The sequence below is a fragment of the Variovorax sp. AC194 genome, assembly GCF_979257995.1.
Genome location: NZ_OZ409823.1, coordinates 752,990 through 776,756, shown reverse-complemented (window position 1 = coordinate 776,756; position 23,767 = coordinate 752,990). Strand labels below are relative to the sequence as shown.

The following is a 23,767-nucleotide window of genomic DNA, read 5'->3' as shown; positions in this document are numbered from 1 at the left end:
AACCGCGGCCTCGCGCCGCGGTCGACATTGCCCGAAGGGCGTCAGACCGAGTAGGTCTTGTCGTTCTTGGTGAGGCTCCAGGCGCCTTGCGAATTGCCGCCCTGGTTGCCGCCGATCTTTTGCTGCGTGTACTTCCACTGCACGGCGGCGTACTTCAGCGAGAAGGTCTCGCTCGGCACGCTGGCCACGTCGGTGCTCATGACCTTGGGGTTCACGCTGGCGATCAGCACGTACTTGAGCTTGATCTCCATGTACTGCACGCGCTTGCCTTCGCCGTCGGCGCGGTAGAACTGCACGGTCACCTCGTCGAAGGTGGTGCCGCCCGATGCGTGCTGATAGAGCAGCGGGCTCACCACGTCCATGTCCTTGGTGAAGATCATTTCGCCGTGCTCGCAGCGCTCGGCGGTGTGGCCGCCGGCGGTCGATGCGGTGGCCGAGCGCGGCTGCACGATGCTGTGCTGCCAGGAGCTCACTTCGACCCAGTCCTTGTGGTCCTTGTCCTGCGACTCGCCGTTGATGGCTGGACTACCGAATTTGACGTAGATATCTTTCATGTTTCTTCCCCTTCTTGATTGATTGAAACGACAGTTAACGTGTTGATGCGCGGCCCCTCGGCCGCGCTTCGCGATCCGCCTCGACTGACTCTTCTGACTCTTCTTACTTATTCACTGACTTCGGCAGATCGGCGACCAAGCGCAGTGAAATCGACAGCTCATCCAGTTGGAAGTGCGGGCGCAGGAACGCGACCGCACGGTAGACACCAGGCCGGCCGGGCACTTCGCCCACCTGGATGGACGCTTCCCGCAGCGGGAATTGCGCCTTCTGTTCCTGCGTCGCGTTGTCGTCCAGCAGCACGTACTGCGCGATCCAGCGGTTGAGGAACTGTTCGACGTTGTGTGCCGAGGCAAAGCTGCCGATCTTGTCACGCATCATGGCCTTGAGGTAATGCGCGATGCGGGAGACCGAGAAGATGTACTGCAGCTGCGCCGAGAGCACCGCGTTGGCGTTGGCGCTGTCGGTGTTGTACTTCTTGGGCTTTTGCAGCGACTGCGCGCCGAAGAAGGCCGCGTAGTCGGAGTTCTTGCAGTGCACCAGCGGAATGAAGCCCAGGTCGCTCAGTTCCTTCTCGCGCCGGTCGGTGATGGCGATCTCGGTCGGGCACTTCAGGGCGATCTCGCCCTCGTCGGTCTTGAAGGTGTGCGTGGGCAGGTCTTCGACCAGGCCGCCGCCTTCCACGCCGCGGATCGCGGCGCACCAGCCGAAGTCGTCGAACGCGGCCGTCAGGCGCGTGGCGAACGCCCAGGCGGCGTTGCACCAGAGGTACTTGGAGTGGTCGGTGCCGTCGACGTCTTCCACGAAGTTGAAGCTGTCCACCACCGTGCCTTCGCGCGGGTGGTAGGGCAGGCGGCCGAGAAAGCGCGGCAGCGTGAGGCCCACGTAGCGCGAGTCTTCGGAATCGCGGAACGACTTCCACTTGGCGTATTCGACGGTGTCGAACACCTTGGCCATGTCGCGCGGCTTGCCCAGGTCGTCGAAGCTCTCCAGGCCCAGGAGCTCCGGCGAGGCGGCGCCGATGAAGGGCGCGTGCGCGGCAGCCGCCACGTGCGCCATCTGGTCGAGGAAGTACATGTCCTCGGGCTGGCGCGTGACGGCGAAGTCGCCGACCAGCGCGCCGAACGGCGCACCGCCGAAGGTGCCGAATTCTTCCTCGTAGACCTTCTTGAACATCGCGCTCTGGTCGAACTCGACGGCGGCCTTGAAGTCGCGGATCAGGTCGCGCTTGGTGGCGTTGATGACCTTGATCTTGAGCATCGTGCCGGTGGGCGTTTCCTTCACGAGGTATTCCAGGCCTCGCCAGGTGCTCTCCAGCTTCTGGAACTCGGGCGCGTGCATCACGGCGCTCAGCTGCGCGGAGATGAGGGCGTCCAGGTCGGCTACGCGGGCGTCGATCATGGCCGAGACGTTGTCCGAGACGATCACCGAGCCTTCGAGCACCTGGCTGACCAGCTCGCCGATCAGGTCCTTGGCGCGCGTGTGCTCGGCGTCGGACTTGGCGACCTTGCTCTTCTCGACGATCTGGTCGAGCAGGTCGACCGAAGCCTCGGGCGAGGCACCACTCGATGCCGATAGTGCTTGCGCAGTCATGTTCAGCTTTCGTCCTTCTTGCCGGCGCCGTGGCCCAGGCGCTGGAGTTGCTCGGTGTTGTTCAGCACGTCGGCCAGCAGGTCTTCCAGCTTGCTGTTGCCGGCCATCTTGTTGCGCAGGTCCGCCAGCTTGGTGCGCGCATCGAGCAGGCGCTTGAGCGGCTCGATCTGGTCGACCACGGCCTCGGGCGAGAACGCGTCCATCGAATTGAAGGTCAGGTCCACGGCGAAGGTGCCGCCGCGCGCATCCAGCTTGTTCTCCACCTGGTAGGCCGCGCGCGGGGCCAGGCCCTTCATCACGTCGTCCAGGTTGTCGCGGTCGACATTGACGAACTTGCGGTCCTTCAGCTTGGGCTGCTCCACCTCGGACTGGCCGGCCAGGTCGGCGACCACGCCGACGACGAACGGCAATTCCTTTTTCTCGATGGCGTCGCCGAGTTCGACGTCATAAGTGAGCTGCACGCGCGGGGGGCGCACTTTCTGGAGGCGCTTTTGCACGCTCTGTCTTTTGGTCGCCATGGCTTCGATACCTTCCGAATAAGACTGCGAGACGAATTACTACTTTGTGCGTCCTATTGGGAAGGGCGCACGCATTTGAATTACTACTTTGGTTTAATCAACCAATTCAAAGCGTCAAAAAGAATTACTTGAGCGCGTCGAATGGATTGGCGCTTCCGCCTGCGCGCGGCGCCGGGGCAGGACGGGCTGCCGGTGCCGGAGCGGGACGCACGGCGGCGACCGGGGTCGGCTGCGAGGCGCTCGCGGTCGAAGGCGACGGTGCGGGCGACGGGTTGGACGCCACGGGACGGCGCGCCGGCGTCGTCTTGGCTTCGGCGCCGCCGGGCACCAGGACCGACAGGCCCAGGGTTTCGCGCAGCAGCGCGGCCAGGCGGTAGGCGTCGGCGTTGGCATCGCCGCTCAGGGTGCTGTCCTTGCCCAGGTCCTCGATGGAGCGGGCTGCCAGGCGCAGGCCGCCCACGGCGGTGATGCTCTTGGCCTGGCGGCTGGCGGGGTCGCGGCGCAGCGTCTCCTCGGCGGCCGAGATGGCCAGGCTGTAGCGGCCTTCGTTGAAATAGATCTGCGCGATGCGCGACCACGGCTCACCGCGGGTCGGGTTGTCGGTGGCGATCTTCTGGTACTGGCGGATGGCGGCGGACTTGTCGCCGGTGGCAGCGGCGGCGGCGGCATCGGCTTCCGCCAGGCTCTTGTTGAAGGCTTCGGTGGACTGCGCGACGGCGGCGTCCGGTGTGGTGGTGCAGCCCGACAGAAAGGTGGTGGCCGCAATGGCACCAGCAATCATCGTGCAAGTCATGTACTTTCGAATCAACACAATCCCTCCGCTTGGATCTGACTTTTTTTGGCAGGTCGCAATCATTCATTAAGTTGCGACCAATGACAATACACGATACTACATATTCGCTTACGTTCAATAACAGAAGTCATGTAATGCGAACTGCTTAATTGGCAAATCCCACGGCCAATTATTTAAGCCTAATGACAACTATTTGAATTCGGTTACATCCGCTGTTCCAATGAAAATATTAATCACAATTAGCGCCTTGCTGATGACGCTGTTGCTTGGCGGATGCAGTTCTCCAGCCCTCACGATCGCCAACATCGCCCTGGAGGCGAGCGGCCTGAAGAAGCCCGAGTTGCCCGAATCGCAGAAGCCGCCGCGCAAGGTGTTCATGTCGATCGCGGCGGGCAAGAACCTCAACGCCGACAGCCGCAACCGCCCGCTCGCCGTGGTGGTGCGCATCTACAAGCTGAAGGAAACGACCGGCTTCTATCAGTCGTCGTTCGATGCCTTCGTCACCCCCGGCCGCGACAAGACGCAGCTGGGCGACGACCTCGTCGAGAGCCGCGAGATCACGCTCATTCCCGACCAGCAATACACCTGGACCGAGACCGTGCCGCGCACGGCCAACGCGGTGGGCGTAGTGGTGCTGTTCCACTCGCCCGACGCGCAGCGCTGGCGCTTCGCCTTCAACGCCGTGGACGCGGAGAAGACCGGCATCGTGATGGGCGCGCACGCCTGCGCCTTGACGGTGACGCAGGGCGCGGTGGTCGGCCAGCAGAACGCGCAAGGCGGCGCCGCGAGCGGCGGCGCGCTCAACCTGCTGGGCCCGGTGACCTGCCGGCCCTCGCCCGCGTGATGCGCCCGATGCACGGGGTGCATTCGCCCTTGTCCGCGCGCGGACGACGATGCGATACTGCCGAAAAATTTAGGGGAGCTGATCCGACGTGAGCTATGCCGCCAAGGTCCTCTGGGGAGAGGGCTTGTTTCTACGCCCCCAGCATTTCCAGCGCCAGGACGCGTACCACGAGGCGCGCCTGCGTGCCACGGCGCAGACGCTGCATCCGTACTTCTGGGGCGTGCGCTCCATCAGCTTCGACCTGGACGCGCTCGCGAGCGGCATGCTCCGCGCCTCGCAGCTGTCGCTGGTGTTCCCCGACGGCGAGCCTTATTCGGCGCCGCAAGCCGACGCGCTGCCCCCGCCCATCTCGCTGGACACGCTCAACCCGGGCCAGAACGAGATCACCTTCTACCTGGTGCTGCACCCGGTGAAGGAACTGGGCAAGAACTACACCGACCCCAACGAAGAAGGCTTTGCCGCGCGCTACACCAGCGATGCGACGCAGTCGCTGGACCTGTACACGAACGCGGTGAGCGCCGAGGTGGTGTTCCTGCGCAAGAGCGTCAAGCTCCTGGCCGACACCGAGCCGCGCGAACAGTTCGTCTCGATCCCGGTGATCCGCATCCGCCGCACCGCCGCGGGCGGCTTCGAGATCGATCGCAGCTTCGTGCCGCCGTGCACTTCCATCGACGCCTCGGCCACGATCTTCCAGCAGCTGCGGCGCCTCTTGGACGTGCTGCAGGCCAAGGTCAATTCGCTCTACGGCATCCATCGCGAGCCGAGCAAGAACATCATCGAATTCCGCTCGGGCGACATCGCCTCGTTCTGGCTGCTGCACACGGCCAACTCGGCGTTCGCCTCGCTCTCGCACCTGTTCCATCACCCGTCGCTGCATCCGGAGCGGTTGTTCCAGGAACTGCTGAGCCTGGCCGGCGCGCTGATGACGTTCGCCAAGACCTATTCGCTCAACGACCTGCCGGTGTACGACCACGAGAAGCCCGGCCCCGCGTTCGCCGAGCTCGACCGCATCGTGCGCGACCTGCTGGACACGGTGATCTCCACGCGCTACTTCGCGATCGCGCTCACCGAAACGCGCAACGCCTTCTACCTGGGGCGCCTGGACTCCGGAAAGATCGACGAGAAGACCGTGTTCTACATGTCGGTCACCGCGAGCATGCCCGCGGCCGAGCTGGCCGAGGCGGTGCCGCAGCGCTTCAAGATCGGCGCGCCCGAAGACGTCGACAAGCTGGTGCTCTCGGCCATGCCGGGCGTGCGCATCGTCTACGCGCCGCAGGTGCCGCCGGCCATTCCGATCCGCGCGGGCGCGTGCTACTTCTCCATCGACAGCAAGAGCCAGCTGTACGACCGCATGCTGCAGGCGCAGAGCGTGACCATCTATGCGCCGGCCGGCATTCCCGACATGCAGCTCGAACTGATTGCCGTGACCGGCTGATCACCTGATCGCAATGAACACCACCACCATCAACAAGGCCCCTTCCCTGCTGGGCGCCGATGCGCCCGCCGCGTCGTTCACGCCCACGGGCGTGGCGCCCGACGCCGATGCGAGCCTGCTCGATCTGCTGTACGACGGCTTCGTGATGCTGTTCCTGCTGAAGAAAAAGCAGCAGCCCGCCACCACCGAGCAGTTCCTGACCGGCATCCGCAACTACCTGGGCGAATTCGAGCGCAACGCGCGCAAGCTGGACGCATCGGCCGAGCAGATCCACGCCGCCAAATACGCCTTCTGCGCGACCATCGACGAGTTCGTGCTCTCGGCGCCCGAGTTCGCGATCCGCTCGGAGTGGGAGCGCCGGCCGCTGCAACTCACGCTTTTCGGCGACCAGCTGGCGGGCGAGAACTTCTTCAAGATGCTGGAAGTGGAGCGGGCGCACGGCGCCACGCGCATCCAGACGCTGGAGGTGTTCTACATGTGCCTCTTGCTGGGCTTCCAGGGCAAGTACGCGATCGACGGCACCGAGAAGCTGGCCTATCTCACCGCGCGCGTGGGCGACGAGATCGCCAACGCCCGCGGCAAGCGCACGCCGTTCGCGCCGCACTGGCCGCTGCCCGACCTGATCTCGCACTCGCTCAAGCGCGAGGCGCCGCAGTGGGTGGTGGCGGCGCTGTTCGCGCTCATCGGATTGCTCGGCTTCATCGGCCTGTCGGCGCACCTGGGCAGCACGACGCAGGGCACGCTCGCGAGCTACCAGGACATCGTGAAGCTCGGGCCGCGCCAGGCCAACCTGACGATCTCGCTGCCATGACGACGCGGCTCGACCTGCCGGCCCTCCTGGCCCCGATTTCGGAGGCCTCGCCCTGCGGCGAGGACATGCTGTTCTCGCGCCAGTTCGACGCCATCCAGGAGGCGCGCAAGCACGACGATCCGTCGCTCGAACAGGGCGAGTGGGTCATCGAGCTGAAGGAGGCCAACTGGCCCTTCGTGATTTCCGAGTGCGAGAAGCTGCTGCGCGAATCCACCAAGGACCTGCGGCTGGGCGTGTGGCTCACCGATGCCGCCGCCAGCCAGCGCGGCTTCGAGGGGCTGGCCGACGGCTACCGCCTGCTCACGGGCCTGTGCCAGCAGTATTGGGACCACCTGCATCCGCTGCCCGAGGGCGGCGACATCGAGATGCGCGTGGGCAACGTCGCGTGGCTGATCGCGCGTTCGGTCGAGCTCCTGCAGCGCGCGCCGATCGTGAGCGATGCCAACACCGGCTACAGCGCGCTCATCTGGGAGACGGCGCTCGCGCTCGACCAGAGCATCCGCCGCACGCCCGCGCAGGCCGACGAGCTGCAGCGCAACAAGGTGACGGTCGAGCAGTTCGACCGCATCCGCCGCGCGACGCCGGCGAAGTTTCTGCAGAAGACGCACCGCGACGTGCAGGCCTGCGAACAGGCGCTGGCCGAATTCGAAGCCGTTTTCGACGAGCGCACCGCATCGAACGGCCCGAGCTTTCGTGCCGCGAAAGATGCGGCCGCGGCCATCCGCCAGACGGTCGAGCGCTTCGCGCGCGAAGCCGGCGTGCCGATGGACAGCGGCGCACCGGCAGCGCCCGCCGCCGCGCCGGTGGCAGGCACGCCCGCACCCTCGCGCATCGAGCCGGTGTTCGACTCGGGAGTGCCGCACCATCACGCGCCGGCAGCGGCCGCGCCCGCCGCGCTACCGCCCGGCATCCACAGCCGCGCGCAGGCCATCGCGCAGTTGAAGGAAGTGGCGGCGTATTTCGAGAAGACCGAGCCTTCGAGCCCCGCCGCCTACATGGCGAACAAGGCCGCGCGCTGGGCCGACATGCCGCTGCACGCGTGGCTGCGCAACGTGATCAAGAACGAGCAGGAACTGGCCCAGCTGGTGGACCTGCTCGACCTGCCCAAGAGCGACGACGAATCGCGCTGAACGCAAAACGGCCTGCGCGTGCAGGCCAGGCGCTCGCTCAGTCGATCAGGTGCGCCCGACCCGGAACTCGATGCGCCGGTTGCGGGAGCGCCCATCGTCGGTCGCGTTGCTCGCCACCGGCTGGTCCGGCCCGACGCCCGATGTCGTGAGCGTCATCGGATCGATCCCCTTGCCCACCAGATAACCCTTCACCGCCTCGGCGCGCGACTGGCTCAGCGCCAGGTTCGACGCGCGGCTGCCCGCGTTGTCGGTGTGGCCGACCACCGCCACCGACTTGTTCGTAAGTCGCTGCAGGATCGGCGCCATCTCGTCCAGGATGTCGCGGCCCTTGCGCGTGAGCGTGGCGCTGCCCAGCTCGAACTCGATGGTGCGGTTGGCCAGCGCCTGGTCCACCGTGATCTGCTCGGACACCGGCACGCGCAGGCTGTTCTTGATGGTGTAGGTCGGGTTCAGCGCGCTCGCCATGTCGCTCACGATCTTCTGGCGCAGCGCCTCGTTGCCGACCTCGCCGCTCAGCGCCATCTGCGTGCCTTCGATCTGGAACTGGCCGCGGTGGATGTCCTTGAGCGACGGCGTGATCAGCCGCTGCACGTTGGCGGCCCAGTTGGCCGGCATGCTCACGCTGTTCACCACCTCGATCTTGTCGACCACGCTGGCGGGGCCGTAGATGCGGCGCAGCGCCTCGATGACGGCCACGCGCGTGGCCTCGTCGGGCACCTGCCCGCCGGCCACCACCTGCTCGCCCCTGGCACCGGCCGCGGGCGTGGTCTCGACCAGGGCACCGGGGGCGCCCGCCGTCTGGGCCTGTGCGGCACCGGCGAACGTGAATGCAACGGCCAGGGCCAGCGACTTGACGCGCAAAGAACTTTTCATGACCGTGTCATTCCCCGATGAAGACTTCGCGAAAGGCGGTGAGCACGATGTCCAGCGGCAGCTGCGGCTGGTCGAGATAACTCACCAGCTTGAACATCGCGTAGTTGCTGTGGATGGTGTCCTCGACCCACTCCGGGTTGTCGATGTCGATGTTGTGCTCGGTGTAGACCTGCGGGTGCAGCACGCTCTGCAGGCTCCGCGGCGACAGGCCGTTGAAGCCGATCACCAGCCGCGAGCGGCCGTCGATCTCGGTGGCCATCAGCACCAGTTCGAAGTCGGCCTTCGCGAGGAACTGCGACACCAGCTCGAGCCAGAAGGTGGCGATGAGCGAGCGGTCGATCGGGTCGCGCGGCAGCGGCAGCGTGAGCCCCTTCTCCAGGTGCGACACCGCGCTGGCCATCACCGGCTGCAGCAGGAGGCCCAGCGCCAGGATCGCGCGGCGCAGCGACACCTTGTGGCCGTCGAAGTTGAGCATCTGCTCGATGCGCAAGAGGCTCGTGTCGCGCGTGAAGGCTGCGTAGGTCGCGCGCGAGGCGGACTTCTTGAAGCCCGTCTCGATGCCCGGGTCGAGCGCCTCGAAGCGCTTGAGTTCGCTGTCCAGGTCGGTGCCCTCGGCCAGCGCGTTGACCTGCACCGCCATGCGGTCCCAGTAGGGGCCGACGAGCATCGGCGCGCCGCGCATGAAGTCCAGCGCCTCGTCGACCTCCACCGAGGTGGCCGCGAGAAACGGGTAGCGGCGCGACGACTCGTCGCGGCTGGCCTTCAGGTGCCCCGCGATCGCCACGCGGCTGCGCGAGCCCAGGCACACGAAATGGATCGGCGCCGCGTTGTCGTAGATGATCTTCCAGCGCGGGTCTTCCGACAGCATCTCCATGGTCTGCGACAGCCAGTTGTCGAACACCTTGATGAGCTGCGGGTTGTAGAGCCCCTTCACGAAGTCGCCGCGACCGGGCAACTTGCCGAAGTAGCACAGCTGTTGTGTCTGCAGCGCGCTCATTTGCCGACTCCCTGTGCCGTTGCCGCCGGAGCCCCCGGAGCTGTTGCCGCTGGCGTTGCGCGCGATGCCGCGGGCACGCCGATCTCCGCCACCGTCGAAGGCAGCACCGTGCCGCGCAGCCCCTTGCCCTGCGGCGAATCGCCGCCCGAGCCGCCGGACTGGGTGTTCTGGATCACGCGCAGCTTGACGGTCACGCTCGCGTTGTCGCGCGCCCAGGTGAGCTCGAAGCTGCCGTCGGGCAGCCGCGTGCGCTGCGCCGTGCTGAGCAGGCGCTCCAGCCCGAAATTGCCCGGCTCGTTGATGAGCTCCACGGTGCGCCCGTCGAAGGTGACGGCCGTGATGCGCGCGCCCGGCGTGCCCTGCGCGTTGGGCCAGACGAAGTTGGACCACTGCGGCGGCGTGTTGCGGTAGCGCAGTTGCTGGCCGTCGATTTCGACCATGTATTCGGTCAGGCCCGAGACGGGCTGCGGCAGGATCTGGAACAGCGTCTGCGGCTGCGCGGCGCCGCCGCCGCCACTGGCCGCGGCGCCCGAGAGCGGCGCCACCCATTGCGAGAAGCCGTTCACGAAATCGGGACTCAGCGTAAGGCCCTGGTCGCCCCAGGCGCGCGGCGAGAGCAGGTCGCCGCGGCGGATGACCAGCGAGCCGAGCGTGGTCGTCACGAACTTGCCGATGGCGCCTTCCGGTCCGAAGTACTGCGCGATCTCCGCGGGCGAGGCCTCGATCTTCGCGCCCGCGGCGAACGGGTACTTGGTCGCGAGCGACTGCTGGAACGGCTGGTGCACCTGCGCGCTCCAGATCTTGTTGACCTCCACCGCCGTCGGCTGGATCGTCACTGCATAGGCCTGCAGCAGCGGCCGCACCAGAAGCGGCCGCAGGGCCTGGCGCTGCGAGGCGTCCATGCCCGTGAGCATCTGCTCGTCGACGTACTTGAGCGCGTCGGCGAGCTCCGAGCCGTTGCCCTCCAGCGTCTGCTGCATGAGCTGGCGCGCGCCCGGCCCGGGGTCGCCCTGGTTCTTGATCTGGTTGAAGCGCCCGCGCAGCTTCGAGAGCGTCGCGAGGTAGCCGCGCAGCAGCGAGGTGTTGTCGCGCTCGACCACCAGGCGCGCGACGCCCGCGAACTCGCGGCCGATCGGGCCCATCGGAATCTCGGTGCGGTTGCCGCTCGCGTCGATGTTCACGTTGACCTGCGAGGGCGTGGCGCGGCTGAAGAGGTTCTTGAACCAGTTCAATGCGCCGGTGCGCGCCTGCTGCAGGCCGGCGTTGACCAGCGAGGGGTTGTCCCACGAGGTCTGGTCGTAGACGGTGTCGAAGACCTTGCGGATCGGCGAATTCTGCGGATCGCCCAGAAGGTTCATCGCCACCACGGCCTGCTCGAAGCTGCCCATGTCCTTGACCGCGATGCCCTGCAGGAAGCGCTGCCACTCCTTGGCGTACTCCAGCTTGTACATGGTGGCCAGCGTCTTGCGGATCTGCTCGGGGCTGCCTTCGAGCGTGAGGTCGTCGTTGCCCGCGACGTTGAGCACCCAGTCCTTGCTCGACGTTTCCTTGTTGGCGGCGTCGCGGATCGCGTCGTCCACGTACTGCTGCCAGGCCTCGCGCGTGAAGGCGCCCGAGATGGCGACGCTGCCGGCGATGGTGCCCTCGCTCTCGGCGCCGGCCGTGGCGCCCAGGATGCGCGCCACCGTCATCGGCGCGAAGCGCGTGGAAGCGCGCGCCTTGATCTCGGCGTAGACGCGCTCGCGCGCCGGCATGCCGCGCACCACGCGGCGCAGGTTGTCGCGCGTCTGCTCGACCAGCGCGAGGTTGGTGTCGGCGAGCGCGGGCCAGTTGTCGTCGCCCACGCGGCGCAGGTAGAAGGTGATCATGCGTTCGGCATCGCGGATGACCGCCGCGCGCGGCATGTCGCCGCGGTTGCTCTCGAGCCAGCCGCGCCAGAAGCGCGAGATCTGGTCGGTGAGGTGCGCCGTTTCCACCTGCCGCTTGTCGGACAGCATGAGGTAGGTCTTGAGCGCGTTGTAGGTGTCCTGCACATCGGCCGGCGACGAGCCCGCATAGAGGCCGCCGCTCTCCGCCGCCGGCGGCGCTGCCGGCGTGGCGGCCGACACCGCGACCGGCGCGGCCGGGTTGCCCGCCGCGTCGGCGCGCTTCAGGCGCTCCGGATGCGCGTTGACCTCGCGCAGGAACGCCTGCAGGTTGTCGGACACCGGCGCCAGCATCAGCTGCTTCACACCGCCGTAATACTCGGCCACGAGCTTGTCTTCGAGCTGGTTGCCCTGGTAGAGGCCGAGCGAGAGCGACAGCGGCCGGTCATTGCGGAATTTTTCGAGTTGCTCGATGCGGTCCTGCAGGATGCCCAGCGCCTCGAAGCGCGTGCGCAGGCCGTTGTCGCTGGCCTGCAGCTTGACCACCTTGTCCAGGTCTGCCTGCACGTTTTCCACCAGCTGCCGATTACCAAGATAAGACCAGGTCCATCCGCCGAGCAGCAGCCCCAGCACGGCGACGAAGGCGAAGAAGCTCACGTAGCGCACGCGCGCCTTCACGGGACTGGAGAACTGCCGCACCGTTTTCTTGTCGGCGAAGATCACCTTGGAGAACAGGTCGCGCAGGAAGAACCCGTTCTGCGAATAGATTTCCTTGGACTTGGTGGCCGCGTTGTTCAGCGTGAGCCCGAAGCGCTTGGCGATGCGCTCGGTCGAGAGGCTGCGCATCGTGCCCTCTTGCAGCGCGCTGGTGAAGTAGAAGCCGCGGAACACGGGCTTGTGCTGGAACGGATTGCTCTCGAAGAGCGTGGCGAGGAACGCGCGCAGCGCGGGCTTGATGGCCGCGAACTCGAGCGGAAAGATCAGGAGCTCGGGCGACGGATCGCTGCTGCGGTGGTTCGCGAAGTGCGAGACGCTGATTTCCTTCAGGCCCATGTAGAGCTCGTCGAAGCGCTTGTCGAACTGGGCGACGGCGTCCTGCTTCTCGTCGCCGTCGTAGGGCAGCGACGCGCCCCACACGCGGTCGCGCTCCATCTTGTCGCTGTCGCCAAAGAACTCCGCAAAGCCGGTGATCAGGTCGGCCTTGGTGAACATCACGTAGACCGGCGCGAACACCTCCAGCCGCTCGGTCAGCTCCTGCATGCGCTGGCGCAGGTTCTTTGCCAGCTGGATCGCGAAGTCGGGCCGGCTGCCGATCAGCTCGGGAATGCTCGCGGTGATGATGATCCCGTTGATGGGCGCCTTCGGGCGGTACTTCTTGAGCAGGTCCAGGAAGCCGAACCACTCCTTGCGGTCTTCCTGGTGAATGGAATAGCGGCCCGCGGTGTCGAGCACGATGCCTTCGGTGGTGAAGAACCAGTCGCAGTTGCGCGTGCCGCCGATGCCCTGGATCACCGCGTTGCCCTTGTCGGCGAACGGAAACTGCAGGCCCGAGTTCAGGATGGCGCTGCTCTTGCCCGCCGCGGGGTTGCCGATGACCATGTACCAGGGCAGCTCGTACAGCGCCTCGCTGCCGGACATCTGCCCGATCTTGGAGGTCTTGATGGTCTTGACGGCCTCGACCATGCGCCCGCGCAGCTCGTCGATCTCGGCCTTGCGCTCGGGGTCGCTGTCGCGCACGGCGGCATCGGCCTGGTCTTCGAGCATGTCGCCGAGCTTGCGGTTGGCCGAGCGGGTGCGCATGCGCCGTACGAACCACACGACGAGCCACAGGAGCAGCAGCACGGCGAAGATGCCGACCGCCCAGATCGCGCCGATCTCGAGCGTCTGCGCGCCGATCAGGAGGAACGCGCCGAGCGCGATGGCGCCGATCACCGAGAGGGTGCGCGGATCGGCCAGGAAACTGAAGAATCGCCGCATAGATGTTTCTGGAGTCGGTCCGGTTAAGTGGCTTGTGGCACGGGGCTTGCGGCGCCGGCCAGCATGGCCGTGCGGGCGCGCGCGTCCTGCACGGACAGCGCGAGCACGTGCCGTGAATCTCGCACGGCCAGGTGACACGCGAGTGCCACGGCGGTCATGTCGGCGGCGGCGCCCAGGTGGCCCAGGCTCGCGCAGACGGAAAGGTTGTTTTCGAAGGGCAGGTGCGGCAGCCGCTGCTGCACGAGCTGGGCCACTTCGGTGACGCGGCTCGTGCGGTGGTCGGCATCGCTCACGACCCAGTCGACCGCCTCGGGCTGCAGCGCCGACGCCGACATCAGGCGCTGGGCGAAGAGGTCGAGCAGGCTCGCGTCGGGCACACGCGCGGTGTCGGCGGACTCGTCGCGCCGGCCGCTCGCGCTGCGCGAGAGCAGCACGCCGTGGGGCTGCGCGAACAGCGCATCGCTGGCGCGCGCCAGGAGCAGGCCCGCGGCCGCTTCGCCCGGCACGCGGCCGTTGCGGCGCGCGGCCGAATACAGGAGGCCTTCGGCGTCCCAGCGCGCGATGCACTCGCCGGAAATCGCGGAGTCGGCGGCCACTGCCATCCACAGCGCGGGACGTTGCTCGCGATGGAGCGAGACATTGATGCGGTCGAGCAGCGCCATCGCGCAGACGCCGGGCTCGCTCTTGAAACAGTCGACGCTCCAGTGCTGCGAGGGGTCGGCTTCGCGCGCCAGCTGCTGCACCCATTGCGTGGCGACCGCGCGCTCGCTCTCGCTCCACGCGCCGGGCAACAGCAACGAGATGCACAGCTGCGGCGCGGACGCGGAGCCGGGCACGATCGCGCCGCTCGACACGAAGCGCCCGGGCGCGCGCACCGAGAGCGCGTCGCCGGCGTTGAGCAACGCATCGGTCGCCGAAGCGAGCAGCTCCTGCAGCACGTCGGACATGAGGTGGATGGCGCGCAGCCGGTCGTCGGTCAGCGCGTCGGCATTGAAGGCGTCCGGCGCGGGCCGCAGCGACTCGCGCAGGTGCTCGCGAAGCTCGTTCGGATCGATGCCGGCGACACAGCCCGCCAGCATGGGGAAGCCTTCGCCGTCGCGAAGCTCGGGCACCAGCTCGGGCGCCTGCGCCTGGCCGACGGCAGCGGCCACCGCATCGGCATCGCTGCCGCGCGGCGTGCGAAGCGCGAATGCGAGCACCGACATCTGCAGGCGCTCTTGCGGCGCATCGGCCGTTGCGCCTGTCGATGCGGCACTACCCGTTGCAGCGGACGCACCGCGCGCGGACGAAGGCAGTGCAGCGGAAGGCGGCGCGCCCGTGAAGATCCGCCGCAGCAGCAGATAGAACACCACCAGCGCCAGCGGCAGCACGACGAGGTAGAGCGCGATGTCGCTGGTGCTCGGCATGCGCGCCGTGTAGTTCCAGTAGACGACCACGATCACCCACACCGTGATGAACACGGCAGAGAACATGAGGGTGGGCTTGACCAGTCGCGCGAGCATCAGGAGTTCGTCGATGCCTTCGTCATGCGACGGCGCACGCGGCCGCCGTGCCGCATGCCGTGCGTGCAGCCGATCGGTTGGCCTTTGTCATTCGGATGCGGAAGCGATCTGGCTGGACAGCAACGTGCAGCCGCAACGGGCCTTGTCGCCGTGCCGCGCAACGTAGCGGCCATCGAGCGTGACGTAGCGGCTGCCGGTCACGATCGGGTTGATGCCGTGGCCGATCCGCGGGCACGACACCAGGTCACCGACGCGTGCCACGCGGCGCTCGTCGATGCTCGTGTTCTCGGACGCGGTGATCACGCGGCCGCCGTGGTCGGTCTTGTCGTGCAGGACGATCCACGGACGATCGTCGTCCGCGGCGGGTTGATCCTCTTCCATTCGAACTCCCCCTTGCTTGCCTCGTTGGTTTGTCGATGCGACCGATGCCGTGCGGGCATTCATTCAGTCGCGTGGCAATTTGAAACCGGGCTTGCGGTACTCCACGTGACCGTAATCCTTGAAGGACCATCGACCACCCCACACCAGCCCCACGGACTCGGCCACTTCGCCATAAAGACGGTAGCCCTCCATGGCCCACGGGTCTCTTTCCGAGATCACCAGCTTGCCATTGCGAAAGAACGCATTGTCTGCCGCAAGTCCATATTGATGATAGCTTTGATTCGCCTTGGCGAGCGTCACCGTGTTGCCCAGCGCGGCGAGTTTGGCCTGCCGTTCGGGGCTGCGATAACCCTCGAGCAACGCGAGGTCGTAGCCGTGTTTTTCTTTCATGATCTTGTAGACCAGCAGCAGCCGATTGCGGAAGTCCGCATCGAGCACGGCCCAGTCGCGGCTGCCTTCCTTGGTGAGCGGTCGCACCTGCTCGACCTCTGCCGTCGCGAAGATTTCAGGCGGCAGCGCAGGCGGCGGCACGAGCTGCTCGCCTTTCAACAGCGCCTCGATCTTCGGGTCGCTCGTCGGTGCCCAGTCGTCGAAAAAAAGAACGCGGCCGGTTCCAAAGGCCACGCTCAACATCACCGGAATGACCAGCAGGCCCATGCCCGACAACAACAGATAGCGATGACGTACGGCGAAAGTACGCACGCCCGATCCGCCATCGCGCACCAACTGAAAACTTGCTTCGGACACCAGGCCGAATCGATGACCGATCTTGATGAAAAAGACTGCAGTTGCAGTCGTCAAAGCGATCGTGGTTCGCAACACACGCTCGCGAAAAGAAGGGAACAAGAAGATGGCAAGCGCGACCACCATCAAGGCAAAATAACAAAAGAGAGCAAAGAAGATCAACGGTGTTCGAAGAGTGCAATTCATTGTATGAGTGGCACAACAATTCGAACCACTCGTACGCAACAACTGCATCCAAGTTGCAACGTTGCGTCGGTCACACCATAAAGCCGCGGGGAGAAAAAACATGCCTGCTTTCGGGACCACCCATCCATGATGGGCGCGCCAGATGCCAACAAGGGACGGCCGAGCCTGCTCGGTTCGAGCGCACCCGACGCAGCCGCGTCGTCCGCTGCAGCCGGTGGGGAATCCACGCGCGTGCTTGCACAGTTCGGCGGCCGCGATAACGGCAAACGCTCTTTCATCAAAAGGCCCGGCGTGTGGGCAGCACTGGCATTGCTGATCGGCGTTGCGGGTGCCACGACCTACCAGTTGCAAGCCAGGCGCACCGATGCGTCGATGAACATCGCCGCCGCCGCGCCCGCGAAACCCGCACCTGCAGTTGTCGCCGCGCCTGTCGCACCACCGGTGCCCGAGACGCCGGCGCCCGCGATCGTTGCGACGGCACCTGCAGCGCCCGAGCCAGCGACCGCGCGCATCGTCGAAGGCGACACCGCTTCACCACCTCAACAGCAATCCACGCCGTTCGCAGCGATCGGCGCGCAGCCCATGGCGGTGCCGCCCGCGGCCAAGCCGGCGCGTGTCGCGGCTGCGAATCCACCACGCGCCGAGAAGATGTCAACGAAAACGACAACGACTGCCGCGGCAAAGAAGCCGGAGCATGTCGCATCGTTCAGGCAACCCGCACGCGCCGCGAACAGCAAGCCCGTGAAGACCGCTGCCAACGCATCGAAGACGCCGCGGCGCGCCAACGACAACACGCAGACCGCGGCGCGCTCGGGCAAGCCCGACCCCGACACCGACCTGCTGACCGCGCTCCTTCGGCGCAGCAAGGCGCCCGACCCCGCACCGCAACCTGCGGCGCTGGCCGAGGTCTCGGCGGACTGCAAGTCCGGCCAGCGATGCAAACCATGAGCCCCCGTGCCGACGTGAAACACGATGCCATCCGCTGACCGCAGCACGCTCTGGGCCGAGCTCAGCCAGACCAACCGGCTCTACCGTCTCGAGGCGCCAGGCACATCGGCCAACGCCAGCATCGACGCCCTGCGCGTCGAAGGCTGGGTGCAGCGCGAGGCCGTGTCGCAGCTCTTCGAGATGCGCATCGTCTGCCTGAGCCTGCGCGCCGACCTTGCGCTCTCGTCGATGATCGACCAGCCCCTCACGCTCGTCACCGTGCTGGCCAACGGCGCGACCGGCAAGCGCACGGGCCTCATCCGCGCGGTCGAGTCGCTCGGCTCCGACGGCGGCCTCGCGCGCTATCGCCTCACGCTCGTGCCGTGGCTCTGGCTCGCCACGCAGCAGGGGCGCAGCCAGGTGTTCCAGCAACGCTCGGTGGCCGACATCATCGAGCGCGTGCTCGCGCCGTATGCCGATGCGGGCAACTGGGCTTTTTCTTCCGAGGCGAGCGGCTTCCTGGCCGATGCGCCGGTTCGCACCTACTGCACGCAGTACCGCGAGAGCGACTTCGATTTCTTCTCGCGCCTGCTCGCCGAAGAAGGCCTGGCCTGGCGCATCGAGGAAGACGAGGCCGCGCCCATGGGGCACAAGCTCGTGATCTTCTCGGCGAACGATGCGCAGCCCGCGGACCCGGGCTCGCCCGTCCGCTTTCACCGCAAGAGTTCGCAGGAGCGCAGCGACGCCGTGCAGGCGCTGGTGCGCCGCATGCGGCAGTCGGTGGCGCAGGTGCACCTGAGCGCATGGAACGTCGACGGCAAGCGCCAGTTGACGGGCAGCGCCGCCGCGCGCTTTGCGGTCGGCGGCAAGAACGCGCCGCGCATCGAGTACGACGATGTGCTCGGCCTGAACGACCGCAGCCGCGGCTGGGACAGCAACCGCACGCTCGAGCGCTATGCGGGCCTCATGATGGAAGCGGCCGAGTGCCGCGCCGACGTGATGCTCGGCCACAGCACCGTGCGCACGCTGCGCGCGGGCACGCGCATCGATGTCGACGACGCGCCCGCGCTCGGCTTGCAGGCCAAGCCCGCGCTGCTGCTGGACACCGTCGAGCATGTGGGCATCAACAATTTGCCGAAGGACACGGCGGCATCGATTGCAGCGCAGCTGGGCGACCTGTCGGAGCACCTCGTGTTCGACAGGCCCTGTGCGTCCGTCACTGCCGAAGACGACGTGTTCGGTCTGGTACCGACGGGCACGGGTTCGCACGACGGCGTGAACGATGTTCGCCCGCAGGCGCAGAGCCTTGCAGCCGCGAAGACGCTGGGCTACGCCAACAGCTTCTCGGCCGTGCATGTGGCACGCCCGTGGCGACCCGTGCTCGCGGCCGCCGACGGCGCGCGGCTGCATGCCAAGCCCACGGCCAGCGGCGTGCACAGCGCGATCGTCGTCGGGCCCTCGGGCGAGACTTCGCCGAACGGCGCGGACGAGCTGTATTGCAACGATCGCGGCGACGTGCGCGTGCGATTCCACTGGCAGACCGAGTCGGCCGGCGGCGACGCGCAGAACAACAACAACAGCGGCGGCAGCGATGCGAAGGACAACCGCAGCACGCGATGGATTCGCGTGGCCCAGCGCCAGGCCGGCCCCGGCATGGGCTGGCAGTGGCTGCCGCGCATCGGGCAGGAAGTGCTGGTGAAGTTCGTCGACCTCGATGTCGACCAGCCGGTGATCGTCGGCGCGCTCTACAACGGGCGCGGCGACGGCGGCATCGAGCCCACGCCCGGCGGTGCATCGCGCAGCCAGGAACGTTCGGGCCAAGGGCAGGAGGCCGATGTCTTCGCCCAGGCGCACAACGCATCGCCGAGCGCGCAGGCCAACCTTGCCGCCGGCCACGCGCCAGCCTGGCACGGTTCGAGCGCGGACGACAAGGGGCACCGCAACGCAGCTGCGCTGAGCGGCTTCAAGACGAAGGAGTTCGGCGGCGAGGGGTTCAGCCAACTGGTGTTCGACGATTCGAACCAGCAGCTGCGCGTGCAGTTGCATGCGAGCACCGCGCACAGCCAGTTGAACCTGGGGCATCTGATTCATCAGGCCGACAACTTCCGCGGCAGCTTTCGCGGGCAGGGGCTCGAGTTGCGTACCGATGGCTATGCGGCGTTGCGTGGCGGCAAGGGCGTGCTGTTGAGCACGTACCACGGGACGGGCGGAAAGCAGCTCGAACCTGTTGGCGACTTTGCCGCGGGCATGGCGTTGCTCAAGCAAGTGCAGCAGCTGGGACAGGCGCTGAGCGAGGCTGCGATGAAGCACGAGACCGTGCAGCTCGCCGGGCACATCGGCGCCGACAAGGCCAACGCCTCACAGCTCGACAAGGAGCGCGCGCCGTACGCGGCGATGGAGCACGCGGCGAGCGGCATGGTGACGGGCGATGTGCTGGAGACGGCTTATTCGGATGCGTCGGACAAATCGATTGCGACCGGCGATGGCAAGGTGCCGCACACGACCGATGCCGTCGTTGCGCTGGCCGCGCGCGGCGGGCTCGCGATGGTCGCGGGGCAGCAATTGCAGATCGTGGCGGGGGAGACTGCGACGCTGGCCAGCGGCGGAGATATCAACCTTGCGTTGGCGGATGTGCTGAGGGTGCACAGCGGTCAGGCGATCGGGCTGCTGGCTGGCGCGCAGAAAGCGGATGCTGAAGCGGGCCTGTCGATCATTGCGGGCAGCGACGATCTGGACTTTCAGGCGCAGCACGATGAGTTGCGGGTGCAGGCCAAGGATGCGCTGAAGATTGCGAGTACGGACAAGACGGTGGAGTTTGCGGCGAAGAAGAAGATTCGCATTGCGACTGCGCAAGGGGCATCGATCACGCTGCAGAACGGGGACATCACGTTTGAATGTCCGGGGAAGATTACTTATCACGCGGTGCAGCGGAAGCTGGCGGGGCCGACAAGCTCTCCGTACGGACTGCCTCTGTTCCCACAGAGCATCTGCATTGAGTGCATGCTGAAGGCGGCACAAAGCGGCGCACCCTTCTCCGCCTTGCAATGAGGGCCGCGTTGGAATTCGCCACCGATCCGATCGATCCCTCTCGCTTTTCTCAAGCTGTGCAAGAGTTCGTCAATGTTCAACCATCGCTCAGGGCTTGGCTGCTGATCGATGCGGCGCTGCTGGACCCGGACCGGCTCGAATCGGTGCTCAACCGCAGCGGATGGCCTTGCGTCAACGCCTTGGCAACCACGCCGTTGGCGGCCTATGGCGCACACGGCCCGCAGTTGCTGGAAATGCCGAGAGACGACGACATGCTGGCTGAAGGCATTCGACGGCTCGCGTCCATTGGACCGGGAGCGCCTGCATTCAGCTGGCTGGCGTCGAATCAGCCGACCGCGCAATTGCAGACCTGCTTTGGATACCTCGCACAGGCTCGGCAGGATGGCTTGAAGCTTCATTGCCGCATGAGCGATACGCGCGTTCTGCCATCACTTCTTGCAACGCTGTCCGAGGCGCAGACGCGACGCGCGGCACAGACCATTGGTCAATGGCAATGGTTCGACCGGGATGGCACCATCGGCAACTGGCTTGCGCCTGCATTGGACGACGGTGTCGCCGATACGGACGACCATCTCGAACTGGACGCGCTTCAATTTGCATCGCTTCTCGATGCAGCGGAGGCGGACGGCATCTTTGCGCAATTGCTTGAAACGGTATCGCAGCTGGTGCCTCGAACCGGGCGAGCGCTGTTTCATCGACAGCTTCGACGCACCCTCGAAATCGCCACTGGCCTGCATGTTGCAGGCAACCCCGATCGATTGCAGTTCGTCGTGCTCTCGCTGACCTGTGGCGAAGACTTCTACAAGCACCCCGACCTTGCCGACACTTGGCAAGCGGTTGCGCAAGGAACCAGTCTTGCAGCCATGATGAAAGACTGGAGCGACGATCTGTGGAACGCACTGGAAAACCGCACTCAATGAAACGCCTCACCACCCTCACTCTCTGCGCACTTGCGGTGCTGGTCTTGCCATTGGCGGCTTGCAGTGGCAGCGGCAAGGAGCGGGCGCGCGAAAGTCAGAGCGCCAATATCAGCGCTTACAACCATACGGGTGAATACATCCATCAGTTCTATGTAGATGGAGCGGGCGGCGGCAACTCGAGACCTTATGGCGGCGGTGGCAGCTTTGTTTGCTGTATTTCATATCCGGCCACATGGCGCCCCGGCCTCAGTGCAAAAGTGAAGTGGACGACATCCAGCGGGAACCCCAGGGATACGAGTCCCGAAGCAGCCGTGGAACATTGGCACGAGAAGGTCGTGTCGATCGAAAGATATGACGAGCCCGGCGGGCTGTTGAATGTGCACTTCTTACCGAATGGCGAAGTGCGATTGATCATTTCCAATAAGAGAGCGGGAGCCAAGGACTACCCTGGCCCCGCTTACCCTCTGAAGCCTTGAGCCGGAAAAGTTCGTTAAGGCAAACAACAGATTTCTGAAGGATCTGGGAGAAAACATATGGCCGGATTTCGCGAAGGCTGGTACGAGGTCAGCTTTGATGCCAAGACTCGAGATCGACGCTGCCGCTACTACAAGACCACGTCGCTTTGTACGGCCGAATGCACGGTCAAGGAATCCGGGCTACAGGTTTTGTTATGGGCGGACGAAACGGGAAGACCCAGCACATGGTCGCCGGACTACCGCCCGATGGAGCCCGCGGCGCCGGGGGACTGGTGGGACAAAGATCCAGGTGGTGCCAACTATCAGCCCGGCCTGCCCGGTGACCAATCGCGCGCGGACCGCGAGCTCAGCCCGCGCGAACTATGCCAGCGAGCGGCCACCGCAGATCCCTCCAAGGCCAATGGCTTGAGTTGCTCCAAAGAGATTCATGTCGGATTGTTCTTCGACGGCACCAATAACAACATGGAGCGCGATTTGCGCGACCAGAGCCACTCGAATGTAGTCAGTCTCTACAACGCTCACAAAGAAGATAACGTTGAGCACTTTCGCTACTACATGCCCGGTGTCGGTACACGCTTTCCGGAGATTGGTGAAGACAAGGAATCCGATGACGGAAAGCGCTTTGCCAGTGGAGGAGAAGCCCGAATCCATTGGGCGTTGATTCAGGTCTACAACGCGCTCCATATGGCGTATCACGACGTGCTGTTGATTCAGCCAGCCGAGGCAAAGACGCTCTGTCTGGACAGGTTGTCGACCTTCTGGCGTCTGGGCGACGACAAGCTGGTCAGTGTTTTCAAGGGCATTCAGGCCCGCCTTTTGAAGGCGATCAAGGACCAACGGCCACGAGTCACAAAACTGCATTTGTCAGTCTTTGGCTTTTCGCGCGGTTCGGCCGAAGCACGCACCTTTTGCCAATGGATTCAAAAGGCGGCTGAAAACATGACCGTTGGCGAGGCCAAACTGGAGCTTCATTTTCTTGGCATCTTCGACACCGTGGCCTCTGTCGGGCTGGCCGATTCATCGCCGGCGGGCCAAGGCTTTCAGGACTGGGCCGATGGCACGATGGACATTCAGGGTGTTAACCAGACTGTTCACTATGTGGCGGCGCATGAAATCCGCCAGTCATTCCCGTTGTCTACGGCACGTATCAGAGCCAAGAGCTATCCGCCAAATACCAAGGAGTTTGTCTATCCAGGGGCACACTCCGATCTTGGAGGAGGCTACCCCGCGAAATCTCAAGGCAAGGGCATAGGTGGAAGAAACTCATTGCTGTCGCAGATCCCTTTGATGGATATGTATTTCGAGGCGCTGGCAGCGGGCGTGCGATTGGATATCAAGGATGAGTTGCTGCCTGCGGCGAAAGCTGACTTCAATGTCGATCCCGCTCTGGACAAGGCTTTCAGCGACTACGCCGCCTGGACCAAGGCACAAGAAAAGCAGAACGTGGTCAATGGCGGCGAGCCGGTGCAAAACCGCATGCGCTATCACATGGAGCTGTACTGGCGCTGGCGCGCCTCCAAGGCCGATGAGGCAACCTTCAAGGCGATGTCGAGCTACACAAATTCGACGAAGCAGGACAAGCAGGATCTTTGGGAATCGGAGTTGGACTGGCGCGCAGATGTCAAGGCTGCCCAAGATGCAAGCAAGCCCACACAGGTCTTCAACGCAAGAGCTGGCATCTTCGTCGATCAACCGCCGGCCGCCGACGAAGTGCAAAAGCGCATCGTGCAGGCCATTGCTGCAGCCAAGGATGTCCCGCAGAACGCCAGCGATTTCTTCGACAAGTATGTCCACGACTCGCACGGCGGATTCTGGATGCTCGGCCCCATCACAAAAGAAAATCGTCAAGACTTCATTGCCAGCATCAAGCAAAAAAAGGCCACGCGCGATCGCTTGCTGAAAGAAGCCGAGGAGCAAGGCAATCCGGGCCGCGCAAGGAACTTTCGCAATCAGGCCAGCGCGTATGAACTCAATAACTTTGAGCGCCGCGCGCTCGAGGCGGATGCAAAAGAGCCGGAGTCGCTGCCATTGATGACAGATGCCGATGCAGCCGACCTGCGTGACAACGCGGGCACGGCGGCCACGATTGCACTGAAGATCATGGGTACGGGTACGCGCCGCGAGCCGCACGGTCATGGCCGCTATCGACGTGTGTTTGACAAAAGCTGAGCGCCTCCTACGCAGTACGACGACGC

The 23,767-nt window shown here is 65.3% G+C and carries 19 protein-coding genes; 9 read left to right on the top strand and 10 right to left on the bottom strand.

Annotation, left to right across the window (positions count from 1 at the left end):
- Positions 1 to 41 precede the first annotated feature (41 nt).
- From ACZYRS_RS03765 to ACZYRS_RS03750, 4 genes are all read right to left on the bottom strand, one after another.
- Positions 42 to 554 carry an Hcp family type VI secretion system effector gene (locus ACZYRS_RS03765; RefSeq protein ID WP_042578745.1) on the bottom strand — a complete coding sequence of 171 codons (513 nt, stop codon included), beginning with the start codon at positions 552 to 554 and terminating at the stop codon, positions 42 to 44.
- A 103-nt stretch (positions 555 to 657) separates the two neighbouring features.
- Complete coding sequence (tssC, locus tag ACZYRS_RS03760; protein ID WP_463418167.1) at positions 658 to 2,145, bottom strand: type VI secretion system contractile sheath large subunit; 1,488 nt, start codon at positions 2,143 to 2,145, stop codon at positions 658 to 660.
- Positions 2,146 to 2,147: 2 nt separating this feature from the next.
- Positions 2,148 to 2,663 carry a type VI secretion system contractile sheath small subunit gene (tssB, locus tag ACZYRS_RS03755; protein WP_198789554.1) on the bottom strand — a complete coding sequence of 172 codons (516 nt, stop codon included), beginning with the start codon at positions 2,661 to 2,663 and terminating at the stop codon, positions 2,148 to 2,150.
- Positions 2,664 to 2,787: 124 nt separating this feature from the next.
- Entirely contained in the window at positions 2,788 to 3,444 is a 657-nt protein-coding gene (locus ACZYRS_RS03750) for an outer membrane protein assembly factor BamD (protein WP_463418166.1), read from the bottom strand.
- A gap of 232 nt (positions 3,445 to 3,676) precedes the next feature.
- Between ACZYRS_RS03750 and tssJ the strand changes: the two genes are divergently transcribed.
- The 4 genes from tssJ (at position 3,677) to tssA (ending at position 7,676) form a co-directional block, all read left to right on the top strand.
- Positions 3,677 to 4,300, top strand: a complete 624-nt coding sequence (gene tssJ / locus ACZYRS_RS03745; protein ID WP_463418165.1) for a type VI secretion system lipoprotein TssJ — start codon at positions 3,677 to 3,679, stop codon at positions 4,298 to 4,300.
- Between the two features lie 88 nt (positions 4,301 to 4,388).
- Entirely contained in the window at positions 4,389 to 5,735 is a 1,347-nt protein-coding gene (gene tssK, locus ACZYRS_RS03740; RefSeq protein ID WP_176661955.1) for a type VI secretion system baseplate subunit TssK, read from the top strand.
- Positions 5,736 to 5,763: 28 nt separating this feature from the next.
- The gene (gene icmH / locus ACZYRS_RS03735) at positions 5,764 to 6,546 is read left to right on the top strand and encodes a type IVB secretion system protein IcmH/DotU (RefSeq protein WP_463422447.1); all 783 of its coding nucleotides are present in this window, start codon (positions 5,764 to 5,766) and stop codon (positions 6,544 to 6,546) included.
- Positions 6,543 to 7,676: a type VI secretion system protein TssA gene (gene tssA / locus ACZYRS_RS03730; protein ID WP_463418164.1), complete on the top strand. Its 1,134-nt coding sequence runs from the start codon at positions 6,543 to 6,545 to the stop codon at positions 7,674 to 7,676. The genes icmH and tssA overlap by 4 nt, the downstream gene beginning before the upstream one ends.
- A 45-nt stretch (positions 7,677 to 7,721) precedes the next feature.
- On the opposite strand, the gene ACZYRS_RS03725 is transcribed toward tssA, so the two are convergent.
- The 6 genes from ACZYRS_RS03725 to ACZYRS_RS03700 all read right to left on the bottom strand — a co-directional run bounded on the left by ACZYRS_RS03725 (position 7,722) and on the right by ACZYRS_RS03700 (position 16,177).
- Positions 7,722 to 8,549, bottom strand: a complete 828-nt coding sequence (locus tag ACZYRS_RS03725) for an OmpA family protein (protein ID WP_463418163.1) — start codon at positions 8,547 to 8,549, stop codon at positions 7,722 to 7,724.
- 7 nt (positions 8,550 to 8,556) lie between these two features.
- On the bottom strand, positions 8,557 to 9,546 hold the full coding sequence (tagF, locus tag ACZYRS_RS03720; RefSeq protein WP_198789550.1) for a type VI secretion system-associated protein TagF: 990 nt from the start codon (positions 9,544 to 9,546) through the stop codon (positions 8,557 to 8,559).
- The gene (gene tssM / locus ACZYRS_RS03715; RefSeq protein ID WP_463418162.1) at positions 9,543 to 13,388 is read right to left on the bottom strand and encodes a type VI secretion system membrane subunit TssM; all 3,846 of its coding nucleotides are present in this window, start codon (positions 13,386 to 13,388) and stop codon (positions 9,543 to 9,545) included. Before tssM ends, tagF begins: the two co-directional genes overlap by 4 nt.
- Before the next feature lie 23 nt (positions 13,389 to 13,411).
- Positions 13,412 to 14,890, bottom strand: a complete 1,479-nt coding sequence (locus tag ACZYRS_RS03710; protein ID WP_463418161.1) for a hypothetical protein — start codon at positions 14,888 to 14,890, stop codon at positions 13,412 to 13,414.
- Between the two features lie 87 nt (positions 14,891 to 14,977).
- Entirely contained in the window at positions 14,978 to 15,271 is a 294-nt protein-coding gene (locus tag ACZYRS_RS03705) for a PAAR domain-containing protein (RefSeq protein ID WP_198789547.1), read from the bottom strand.
- A 63-nt stretch (positions 15,272 to 15,334) separates the two neighbouring features.
- Complete coding sequence (locus tag ACZYRS_RS03700; protein ID WP_463418160.1) at positions 15,335 to 16,177, bottom strand: M15 family metallopeptidase; 843 nt, start codon at positions 16,175 to 16,177, stop codon at positions 15,335 to 15,337.
- Between the two features lie 315 nt (positions 16,178 to 16,492).
- On the opposite strand from ACZYRS_RS03700, the gene ACZYRS_RS03695 reads away from it, so the two are divergent.
- Genes ACZYRS_RS03695 through ACZYRS_RS03675 form a run of 5 tightly spaced genes read left to right on the top strand, consistent with a single transcriptional unit; the run spans position 16,493 to position 23,741 of the window.
- Positions 16,493 to 17,149 (top strand): hypothetical protein, encoded by a 657-nt coding sequence (locus ACZYRS_RS03695; protein WP_463418159.1) that lies wholly within the window; start codon positions 16,493 to 16,495, stop codon positions 17,147 to 17,149.
- A gap of 24 nt (positions 17,150 to 17,173) precedes the next feature.
- Positions 17,174 to 20,176, top strand: a complete 3,003-nt coding sequence (locus ACZYRS_RS03690; RefSeq protein ID WP_463418158.1) for a type VI secretion system Vgr family protein — start codon at positions 17,174 to 17,176, stop codon at positions 20,174 to 20,176.
- 8 nt (positions 20,177 to 20,184) lie between these two features.
- Positions 20,185 to 21,096, top strand: a complete 912-nt coding sequence (locus ACZYRS_RS03685) for a DUF4123 domain-containing protein (protein ID WP_463418157.1) — start codon at positions 20,185 to 20,187, stop codon at positions 21,094 to 21,096.
- A complete protein-coding gene (locus ACZYRS_RS03680; protein ID WP_463418156.1) occupies positions 21,093 to 21,572 on the top strand; it encodes a DUF3304 domain-containing protein in 480 nt (159 codons plus the stop codon). The genes ACZYRS_RS03685 and ACZYRS_RS03680 overlap by 4 nt, the downstream gene beginning before the upstream one ends.
- Positions 21,573 to 21,629: 57 nt before the next feature.
- Positions 21,630 to 23,741: a T6SS phospholipase effector Tle1-like catalytic domain-containing protein gene (locus ACZYRS_RS03675; RefSeq protein ID WP_463418155.1), complete on the top strand. Its 2,112-nt coding sequence runs from the start codon at positions 21,630 to 21,632 to the stop codon at positions 23,739 to 23,741.
- Positions 23,742 to 23,767 lie beyond the last annotated feature (26 nt).